Below are 10,642 nucleotides of genomic sequence, written 5' to 3'. Positions count from 1 at the left end.
TTCTGCTTGGCGTCTGCACTGGCGTACACCTCGGCGAGTGCACGCAGTTGCGAATTCGATCCGAAAACGAGATCGACCGCAGTTGCCGTGTACTTCGGATCGCCCGTCACGCGATCAACACCGTCGTAGACGTTTTCGTCCGTCTTCGACGGCTTCCACTCGGTACCCATGTCGAGAAGGTTGACGAAGAAATCGTTGGTCAACGTCTCGGGACGATCGGTGAACACGCCGTGACGGGTATTGCCGAAGTTCGCGTTCAGCGCGCGAAGTCCGCCGACCATCACTGTCACCTCGGGCGGGGTCAGCGACAGCATGTACGCGCGGTCGACCAACAGAATCTCTGCCGGAATCTTCTCGCCTCCCTTGAGGTAGTTCCGGAATCCGTCGGCCCGGGGTTCGAGTACCTCGAACGAGTCGACGTCTGTCTGCTCCTGCGTTGCGTCCGTACGTCCCGGAGTGAACGAGACCGTGATGTCCTGTCCGGCGTTCTTCGCAGCCTGTTCGACGGCCGCTGTACCACCCAGAACGATCAGGTCGGCGAGAGAAACCTTTGCTCCACCAGCCTGGTTGAAGTCCTGCTGAACCCGCTCGAGAGTCTGAAGCACCGAGGAGAGAGCTGCGGGCTCGTTGACTTCCCAATTCTTCTGCGGCTCCAGTCGGATTCGCGCACCGTTGGCGCCGCCGCGCATGTCCGTGCTGCGGAAGCTCGCGGCAGACGCCCACGCCGTCGATACCAACTGCGAAATGGACAGCCCGGAGTCGAGAAGTCGACTCTTGAGGATCGCGATGTCTGCGTCCCCGATCAGTTGATCATCGGCCGAGGGAACCGGGTCCTGCCACAGCTGCGGCTCGGGAACCCAAGGTCCCAGGTAGCGCGTGACCGGTCCCATGTCACGGTGAAGGAGCTTGTACCAAGCCTTGGCGAACTCTTCGGCGAATTCTTCCGGATGATCGAGCCAGCGCCGGGTGATCTTCTCGTACGTCGGATCCAGGCGTAGGGACAGGTCGGTCGTCAGCATCGTCGGGGTGCGTCCGGCCGACGAATCGAACGGATCCGGGATGGTGCCCGCCCCCGCGCCGTCCTTCGGAATCCACTGCCACGCACCCGCCGGACTCTTGGTCAGCTCCCAGTCGTAGCCGTACAGAATCTCCAAGAAGGTGTTGTCCCACTTCGTCGGAGTGGGAGTCCACACGACTTCGAGACCACTGGTGATCGCGTCCTTACCCACACCCGTGCCGAAGGCACTCTTCCAGCCCAGTCCCTGCTGCTCGATGGGAGCACCTTCCGGTTCCGGTCCGACGAGGTCGGCCGGTCCGGCTCCGTGCGTCTTGCCGAAGGTGTGACCGCCGGCGATCAGCGCAGCTGTCTCCACGTCGTTCATCGCCATGCGGGCGAACGTTTCTCGGATGTCGCGGGCGGCCGCTACCGGATCCGGTTGCCCGTTGGGTCCTTCGGGATTGACGTAGATCAGGCCCATCTGCACGGCTCCGAGCGGTCCGGACAGCTCACGGTCTCCGCTGTAACGCTCGTCGCCGAGCCAGGTGTCCTCGGGACCCCAGTAGATCTCCTCGGGCTCCCAGATGTCTTCTCGGCCGAATCCGAAGCCGAAGGTCTTGAACCCCATCGACTCCAGGGCGCAGTTGCCCGCGAACACCAGCAGGTCGGCCCAAGAAACCTGCTTTCCGTACTTCTGCTTCACGGGCCAAAGCAGGCGCCGGGCCTTGTCGAGGCTGGCGTTGTCCGGCCAACTGTTGAGCGGGGCGAAACGCTGAGCACCTTGGCCGCCACCGCCGCGGCCGTCTGCAATGCGATAGGTGCCGGCAGCATGCCAGCTCATACGCACGAAGAGTCCGCCGTAGTGCCCGTAGTCGGCCGGCCACCAATCCTGCGACGCCGTCATCAACGCGATGACGTCGCGCTTTAGCGCCTCGACATCGAGCTTGGCGAATTCCTGGGCGTAATCGAAGTCGGCACCCATCGGATTCGACTTCGACGAATGTGAATGCAAGACAGAGAGATCCGGCTGATTCGGCCACCAGTCGCTGTTTGTTCTCGGACGATTCCCGGTAGGCGTCGGAGACGGGATTGCGGGGTTTTCACTTTCGCTGGTGCTCTCGGTGTTTCCGTCGTGAGCAACCGGGCAACTATCGGACACGGTAATCCCTCCATGAGCGAGTAGAACGGACTTCGATCACGTTTGTGATCGCAAACTCTGAGTTGTCGAGCAGTCGGGACACAGGCCCCAGTAAATGACCTCGGCTTCGTCGAGAACGAAACCGTTGTGCGCCGACGGCGTCAAACACGGTGCCTCTCCGACTGCGCAGTCGACATCTGCAACGACCCCACAGGACCGGCAGACGACGTGATGATGGTTGTCGCCGACGCGTGACTCGTACAGCGCCACCGATCCGGACGGTTGGATCCGCCTGATCAGCCCGGCGTCGGTGAGAGCGTGCAACACGTCGTAGACCGCCTGCCGCGACACCCCCGGCAGAACAGCCCGCACAGCATCGAAGACAGTCTCGGTGGCTGCGTGTGGGCGTGCATGCACAACCTCGAGCACCGTGACTCTGGGACGAGTCACGCGAAGCTCAGCGTTACGCAGTTGGGCTGCATAATCCGGCGTCGAAGGCACCTTTCCACTATTGCGCAATCTTCTGGACTGAACCCAGACTTTCGCGAAAATCATCGCTGACAGGGCCCTCCCGACCGATTCGTCCGTGCTGGAAGTGAGCCGGATTCCTCGCTCTTTCTGGCGTCCCCACACCGCCTTCAGGTTTGTTGTGCGTCGACGCGTCCTGCTGTGTGGTTCCACAAACTCCGACAATCTCCCCTTCGTCCAACTACCGTGAAAGGGAGAATCCGCCGAGGTCAGGAGTGCTCGTGCCCAAACTGGAGATCAAGAGGAAGTCAGAACTCTCACGGCAGGAAGTCGCCGACCGACTCATCGCCCTCGGCCAAGCCCTCGCCAGTGGATCGGAAGTGGAGCTGGGGTCGGGTGGGGACTCGATCGAAATCAGTGTTCCGGAACAGGTTCGGTGGGAACTCGAGATCGAAGTCGACGGCAACGAAGTCGAGATAGAAATCGAGATTCACTGGCGCGACGACCCTCAGGAAGAATCGTAAGAGAAGTCTCCGCCTCCCGCCAAAGCAGTTCGTCGCAGCCGACCACGCAAGAGCACTTCCACATAGGCCGACTCGAATACGGTTGTTCGGCACTTACGGAGACGCCGACACCTCGAGAGACACGACGCGCAGCAGTGCTCGGAGATCACTTTCGATCCGTCGAAACAGTTGATACACAACGATGAATCCGGCGATACCGCCCAAACACAGCGCACGGACTGTTGCGTTGAGTTCCTCACCGGCACCCGAACCGACAAAACTGAGCCCCGCGATTCCCACCAGTGGAACCGACGCCGCGACTGCGAGGTAACGCGTGCTGCTCCGACCCAACGAGCGAATATCGCGTCCGTCGTCGCTTCGTAACTCGCCGTGTGACAACAAGATCGGATACAGACATCGAACCGAGTAGTACGTCAGGATGAAGAACGGATACGCGACTGCGACGGCGCCGCACACCGCCAGCGACGACATCAGGTGCACGTAGGCTCGCTGCGGAATTCCGCCGGCGGCAATCTGCAATGCGACCGGATATGCGATACCGGCCAGAACCCACAGACCGAATGCGATCACCACCGCGCGATGTCCGACATTCAGCGTCGCGGTACGCGCTTTGTTCAAGACCTCCGCGCTGTACGTCTGACCGTTGCGCAGTCCGTGAGGCACGGTGAGTGCAAGCCGACACCAATACAGGATCGCTGCGGCACCGAGAGAGAACGCAGCCACCCCGATGACCAGATGAACCTGCTCGAGATGCTGCTGAGCCTGCGGCGAGAGACCCGAGATGATCAGCATCTTGTTGTAGTAGTAGTTGTAGCCCGCCGCAAGAAGATTTGGAATTCCGATCGCGGCAAGCACTATCGGCAGCGCCCACTTCCACAACGTCGAACGTGGGCTCCCTTCCGGTGGGTCCACAAGATTGCGAGCAGACCGGTCCAGACACAGTGCGAACTGACGAGCCAACTTTCGGCCGCCAGACCACCTTCCGTCTCTCTCCGGCGAGAGAGACTTGACCAGAACTCGGCGCAGCGCCGGCGGACAGTCGTCCGGTAGCCGTGCCTCGGCTGCGGGATCCACCCCGCGCCGGCGGGCCTCGAGCGCCTTCTTGGGCGACGGTGGGTTCTCCCCCGTACCGTCGTCCGTGAAAGGCCTACTCCCGGTGAGGAGTTCCCACAACATCACGCCGAGTGCGTAAATGTCGCTACGGGTGTCGAGTGTGCCAGGCGCCCCCACCGCACAGGCCTCCAATTGCTCCGGAGACATGTAGGCAAGCGAGCCTCCGACAAAACAAGCAGCGTCCTCGGTCGAAACCTCCTCGCTCGAGCTGACGTTGAAGTCGGCGAGCTTGGGGATGCCTTCGACACTGAGCAGTACGTTCGCCGGCTTGATGTCCCGATGTAATACGCCGTGCTCACGCGCATACTCGAGGGCATCGGCCAGTCGCATCCCCATCCAGGCCACGGTCTCCGGCCACGACATCGCAGCGATCTCGCTCCTCAGGCTCGTCTCGCTGGGCTTCATCTCTCCCTTCTTCGCCAGGGTCTTGTCGATGGCGTCGAGAAGTAGTTGTCCGGACCGCTGCGCCTGCGGTGTCACGCGGACAAGTTTGACCACGTCGAGCAGGGTCCCACCCGGCACGTATTCCATGAACAGGACTCGCAGTGCGCGTTCCTCGAGCAACCGTTGATCGAAGACCCGGACGATGTTGGGATGGTCGAGCTGGGCGAGAGTCTGCGGCTCGACTCCGACGTTGCGCGAGATTTTCAACGCAACCCACCGCTGCATCGACAGTTGCCGAGCGAGGAACACTCGGGCGAATGCGCCGTGCCCGAGTTCCAACACCAGCTCGAAATCGTCCAGGTGCTGCCCGATTTCGAACTCGTCGAAACCCGACAGTCCCAACATCATCACGTCTTCGCGACCGGCCATCGAATCACGGTCGAACATCTGCTCGAAACTCTCTGCCTGCAAGGGAAACTCGCTGAGGTACTCGGCTGCTGCGACGTCCTCCCCACCCTGCTTCCGCAGCCGGAACTCCTCGTACAGGAGCTCGGCCGGTAATGGTTCTTCGAGTAATTCGGGATACTCGGCACAGTAATCCGTGAGCCGTTTCGGGCAATCATTTTTCAGCCAGCGGTACTCCATGTCGATTCCGACCAGTTCGATCAGCGCCGCCCGACGAATCTTGGCTGGATCAGGCAGATAATCGCTCAGGTCGGACGGGGTTCGCCCCTCCTCCCAATCCGCCACAAGGCGGCCGAGACCGTCTGCACCGTTCTGGCCGTCACGCACCACCCGCAGCGTTGAGAGGCGCAACTCGGTGACGGTGCCCCGTTCGGTCAGGGGCCCGCTCGCGATTGTCGCGTCACTGGCCTGCGCACCACGTTCATTCATGACACTTCTGTTCCGCACCTCGATCACAATGAATCGGAGTGACTCACTTCAGCGTAACCCCGGTGGTACTCCAGACCCCAGCGAATCTATTCGGCGTGAACTGCCGACTCCGTGCCGATGCGAACGAGTTCGTCGCGCTCTTTGATTTTGATCCGATCACGCCCATGCTTCACACCGAGGGCACGTTCGGCGGCATCGATGCGAAGCCATCCATCCCAATCGACGGGCACCACTCTGCCGGCCCCGAGGACCTCCGCGAGCCGGCCATGGCCGGCTCGACGCCCGTATTCCGAATCCAACTGTCGCAGCAAGGTTTCGACGGTTTGGCGTGCATCAGGCCGAGCCGCACCGATCAGCCCGGCGGCACCTCGCTTCATCCAGCCCGTCACGAACAAACCTGCGATCGGCGAGCCGCTCTCGTCGACCGCTGCGCCGCCCTGGTGCGCAACATTGCCGCGTCGGTGATCGAAAGGCACCCCGGCAAGTGGCGTCCCGAGAAATCCGATTGCCCGGTACACAGCTTGAACCGGATAGTCGGTACAGATACCCGAAGCGGTGACGTGACCATATCCGTCCGGGTCTGTCCGCTCGACGCGGAGTGCTTCGACTTTCCCGCTGCCGAGAATCTGCGCCGGCTGTCGGTAGAAGTGCAGGTGAACTCGACGCTGGGCAGTTCGGTCGGCAGGCGCAGTGTCCGCGAAACTACGGAGTGTCTCGACTGCCAGTCGGGTGTGCGCCAACTGTTTGGTCATCCGCTCGACATGCCGGTCCGGTACGACATCGACAGAATCGACGACAACATCGACTCCGGGCAGTTCACCGAGAGCGCGCAACTCGTTCGGGGAGAAGCGAGCGTCGGCTGGTCCGCGCCGGACAAAGATGTGTACTTCGCGAACTCGACTGCCGGCGATCTCTTCCCGATTTTGGTCGGAGACGTCCGTGGCCTGCAGCGATTGCGCCTCGGCGAGGAGCATACGGGTGACGTCGAGTGCGACGTTGCCACCTCCGATCACTGCGACCGATTCCGCGTTCAGCGGCCACTGCGGCGAGCTGTCCGGGTGATCGTTGTACCAACCGACAAACTCGGCGCCACCGAAAGAACCTGGAAGCTCGACGCCGGGAATGTCGAGAGGTGCATCCCGCGGCGCACCGGTTGCGATGATCACAGCATCGTAGGAAGAACGTAGGTCACCGACTGAAAGGTCCTTTCCGATCTCCACGTTGCAGAACAGCCGGAAGTCACTGGCGACCAGCGTGGTGTGCAGAGAATGGGCGAACTTTTCGGATTCGGGGTGCCCTGGTACGAGACCGTAGCGCACCAGTCCGTACGGCGTCGGTAGACGCTCGAACACGTCTGTCTTGGTGCCGGGCGCAAGTTCGGCGAGAGCGCCGGCGGCGTGGATTCCCGCCGGCCCCGCTCCGACGATCGCGACACTGAGCGGTGGTGAGAAGAATCGGGGCGCCGCAGGCGGGGATACCGCTGGACCTCTGGCGTTGATCATCCCCCGAGGCTAGGACCTCAACTGCGCTGGAGATCAAGTCCGCTTTCAGCAGCCCGCTTTTCAGTAACCCTGCTCTGCAGGCTTGTGCTCGGTTGTGTAGCGGTAGAAGTCCGCTAGTTGGAGTTCGCCGGCAGCTGCCTCGTCGACTATGACGGTCACGTGTGGATGCAGCTGCAGCACCGACGCCGGGCAGAATGCCGAGACCGGACCTTCGACCGCGGCCCGGACGGCGGGCGCTTTGCGGGCGCCGTCCGCGATCAGGACGAGATGCCGTGCATCACTGATGGTTCCGAGCCCTTGCGTGATCACATGATGCGGTACGTCGGCTGGGTCTGCGAAGAACCGTGCATTGTCGGCGCGGGTCCTCTCGGTCAAGGTCTTCACTCGGGTGCGCGATGCAAGCGAGGAGGAGGGCTCGTTGAAACCGATGTGTCCGTTCAGGCCGATGCCGAGGATCTGCACGTCGATGGGACCGTTTTCGGCGATGGCAGCATCGTAACGCCGGGCAGCGTCACTGGGATCCGCGGCCCCGCCGTCGGGGCTGAACACTCGCGCATTGTCGATGTCGAGGTGATCCACGAGTTCCGTGCGGATGGTGTGCGCGTAGGACTGCGGCTGATCGGACGTGAGACCTACATACTCGTCGAGAAGATACGCGCTCATCGCCGCGAACGACACTCCCGATTCTCGATGCCTCTTGATCAGCTCTCGATACGTGTGCAGCGGTGACGATCCGGTCGCGAGGCCGAGCGTCCGCGCTCCGTTTTCGATTGCGCCACAAACGATATCTGCAGCGATTCGCCCGCCGTCCTCCGGACTGGGAACTATGACGATTTCCATTCAGACTTCCTCACTGCTCTTGCCGGCTCCGACGATGGCCTCACGTACCGAACCCGAAGCGCGGTCCAACAGTTCGGTTGCTTCGGCGAAGTCGCATTCGGCCAACAACATGACGACCGCTGCCTTCACATGACCATCGGCATTGTCGATGGTCTCCGCAGCGATCTCGGTATCGACTCCGGTGGCTGCCGCGACGATCCGGTTCGCACGATCGACAAGCTTGGCATTGGTCGGCCGAAGATCGACCATCAGATTGTGGAATGCCTTCCCGGAGCGAACCATACTCGCCGTGGAGAGCATGTTGCACACCATCTTCTGCGCAGTTCCGGCCTTGAGCCTCGTCGATCCGGTGAGGATTTCGGGGCCGGTCTCCACTTCGATGGCCACGCCGGCGTGAGAACTCATTGCCGCGTTCCGGTTGCACGAGACTGCCACTGTTGCAGCGCCGAGTTCGCGGGCGTGATCGAGTCCCCCGATGACGTAGGGGGTACGACCGCTGGCAGCCAGACCCACCACGACGTCGTTGGCGTTCAACGAGATTGCGTCGAGATCGACCCCAGCCGCTCGCGGATCGTCCTCGGCCCCCTCGACGGCGTTCAGAAACGCTCCAGGGCCACCGGCGATGATGCCGATCACCTCGCCCGGATCGGTCCCGAACGTCGGAGGGCATTCCACCGCGTCGAGAACTCCCAGACGCCCACTTGTCCCCGCTCCCAGGTAGATCAGTCGACCACCTTGTGCTCGGGCCGCGACGATCAAGTCGACTGCGGCTTCGATGGCGGGTAGTACCGCTGCCACCGCGCCGGCCACGATTGCGTCCTGTTGATTCATCACCGTCAGCAGACCCGACACCGACATGACATCGAGATCGCGGGTCAGAGGGTTGGGTCTCTCGGTGGAGAGCATTTCCAATTGCATTGTGGCGAGTCCTCCTCGATCGATATTCATTACGACGACTCCTCGTCAGTATTCACAGCGACGACTCCTCGTCAGTACTCACAGCGACGACTCCTCGTCAGTGCCGCTTCGAAGCAATGGCATCATGGCTTCGTTGCAGAGCAGAGAGTGCGCTGGGCAGCGAGTGCGCCACCATCGCAAAAATTGTGTCGACTACCAACAGCTGACCGGTGCGGCTTGCCATCGCAGCCGATCGGAAACCGAATTCTCTACCGGCAGTGAGCAGAACGTGATGTGACTGCACGGCGAGCGTCGATCGTGCCCCTCCGGTGATCGCAGCCGTCGACGCCCCGGTTCGACGGGCAAGGGCAAGTGGTTCCACGACATCCGAAGTCTCACCCGAATGTGAGATCCCCACTGCGATGTCGTCCGGTCCGAGCAAGCTGGCGCTGACCATGGCCGCGTCTCGGTCGAGATGAACCCGGCAGTTGACGTCGATGCGAGAGAGCTTCAACGTGAGGTCTTGCGCGACGATGCCAGAGGCGCCGATGCCGTAGACCTCGACGCGGCGGGCGGATCGAATCCGGGACACAACTTCTTCGAGCGCAGCAGGATCTGTCAATTGCGCCGTGCCCTTGAGTTGTTCGGATTCGAACTCGGCGAGCTTGGCCATCACCTCACCGGCCGAGTCGGCAGCAACGATGTCCACACCGAGCGGGATCGTGTTCTCTGTACCGGACCCGCTGATCGCCGCCAGCGCGAGACGAAGCTGTGGATAACCCTCGAAACCGAGTCGTTTGGCTGTGCGGACCACTGTCGCCGTGCTTGTCGACGCTCGTTCGGCGAGGTCGTTGACCGTCAGGGTGGAGGCCAGACTGGGGTCGGCTTCGATGATTTCGGCGATCCGCAGCTCGGCAGGCGAGAGGCTGCTCAGTGATGCACGAATACGAGCAAGCAGGTCGACGGACGCCGGAGCACTCCGGTCCAAAGTCATAACGCCTCGATTCGCATCGTTTTCGGAGCTGACGGCACCGATGTGATTCTAGGCAGCCCACGGCTTCCTGGCGTCAGAGATCCGAGCACACTGGCGTGACGCGCACCGGTGCACGAAGCGATGCTGCCGGGCAATCCGTGTGCGGTGAGATAGCCGAGAACCGCGAAAGCCAATGCTTCCTTGATATCGGAGGTGACGCCGAGCTCGTCCGAAGAGACAAGCGCGATGTCGCCCAGTTCGTCACGAAGCATCGCCATCAACGTCGGGTTCTTGGTGCCACCGCCTGACACCACCACTTCGGTAGCCGCCAGCGCTTTGACGGAATCGGCGACGGTCCGGGCGGTCAGTGCAGTCAGTGTCGCGACGATGTCGGCCAGAGACAAGGATTCGTAGCCCCGCAGTGCGGCGAGTAGGTAGTCCCGATGGAACAATTCCTTGCCTGTGCTCTTGGGAGCGGGCTGCGCGTAATACGGTTCGCTCAGTAGTTGTGCGAGCAGATCGACGTTCGGTGTGCCGGCTGCGCCCAGAGCACCTCCGAGATCGAACCACTGCTCCCCGGCAGTGAATTCGCCTACCGCAGCGTCGATCAACGCATTTGCGGGGCCGGTGTCGAAGGCAATCGGTACTGCGGCACCATCTGCCGTCGATGTCGGAGCGCCTCCCGGAGCAGTGACGTTCGCGATGCCACCGCGATTGAGCGCGACGGAACCCGAAGTTCTTCCGTTGAGCCACAATACGTCGAACGCACTGACCAGTGGTGCACCCTGACCACCCGTCGCCACGTCGCGAGAGCGCAGGTCCGACACGACCGTGCATCCGGTCTTCTCGGCTATCCAGGCCGGCTGCCCGAGCTGAAGAGTGCCCTTTACTTGCGCTCCTTCGACCCAGTGG

The 10,642-nt window shown here is 62.0% G+C and carries 8 protein-coding genes and 1 pseudogene; 1 reads left to right on the top strand and 8 read right to left on the bottom strand.

Going from position 1 to position 10,642, the window contains the following annotated elements:
- Positions 1-2,156 (bottom strand): catalase/peroxidase HPI (katG, locus tag A2J01_RS30745; RefSeq protein WP_064114245.1); only part of this gene is annotated, 2,156 nt, incomplete at its 3' end.
- 36 nt (positions 2,157-2,192) lie between these two features.
- Positions 2,193-2,636, bottom strand: a complete 444-nt coding sequence (locus A2J01_RS30740) for a Fur family transcriptional regulator (RefSeq protein WP_037129600.1) — start codon at positions 2,634-2,636, stop codon at positions 2,193-2,195.
- A gap of 248 nt (positions 2,637-2,884) precedes the next feature.
- Here A2J01_RS30740 and A2J01_RS30735 point away from each other — a divergent pair.
- Positions 2,885-3,193, top strand: a pseudogene (locus A2J01_RS30735) (amphi-Trp domain-containing protein).
- 27 nt (positions 3,194-3,220) lie between these two features.
- Here A2J01_RS30735 and A2J01_RS30730 read toward each other — a convergent pair.
- The 6 genes from A2J01_RS30730 to A2J01_RS30705 form a co-directional block, all read right to left on the bottom strand.
- Positions 3,221-5,518: a serine/threonine-protein kinase gene (locus A2J01_RS30730; RefSeq protein WP_064114244.1), complete on the bottom strand. Its 2,298-nt coding sequence runs from the start codon at positions 5,516-5,518 to the stop codon at positions 3,221-3,223.
- Positions 5,519-5,604: 86 nt separating this feature from the next.
- Positions 5,605-7,020 carry an FAD-dependent oxidoreductase gene (locus A2J01_RS30725; RefSeq protein ID WP_064114243.1) on the bottom strand — a complete coding sequence of 472 codons (1,416 nt, stop codon included), beginning with the start codon at positions 7,018-7,020 and terminating at the stop codon, positions 5,605-5,607.
- A gap of 60 nt (positions 7,021-7,080) precedes the next feature.
- Entirely contained in the window at positions 7,081-7,860 is a 780-nt protein-coding gene (nagB, locus tag A2J01_RS30720; protein ID WP_003941456.1) for a glucosamine-6-phosphate deaminase, read from the bottom strand.
- Positions 7,861-8,778, bottom strand: coding sequence for an N-acetylmuramic acid 6-phosphate etherase (gene murQ, locus A2J01_RS30715; protein ID WP_039972677.1), 918 nt, complete (start codon positions 8,776-8,778; stop codon positions 7,861-7,863).
- A 97-nt stretch (positions 8,779-8,875) separates the two neighbouring features.
- A complete protein-coding gene (locus A2J01_RS30710) occupies positions 8,876-9,751 on the bottom strand; it encodes a MurR/RpiR family transcriptional regulator (protein ID WP_003941452.1) in 876 nt (291 codons plus the stop codon).
- Positions 9,748-10,642: anhydro-N-acetylmuramic acid kinase (locus A2J01_RS30705; RefSeq protein WP_064114242.1), on the bottom strand; the 895-nt coding region annotated here is incomplete at its 5' end. The genes A2J01_RS30710 and A2J01_RS30705, both read right to left, overlap by 4 nt.

Origin of the sequence: Rhodococcus sp. EPR-134 (assembly GCF_001647205.1) — a bacterium.
Lineage (GTDB): Bacteria > Actinomycetota > Actinomycetes > Mycobacteriales > Mycobacteriaceae > Rhodococcus_F > Rhodococcus_F qingshengii.
Note: the sequence above shows the minus strand (reverse complement) of the source record. Positions and strands in the feature narration are given on the sequence as shown.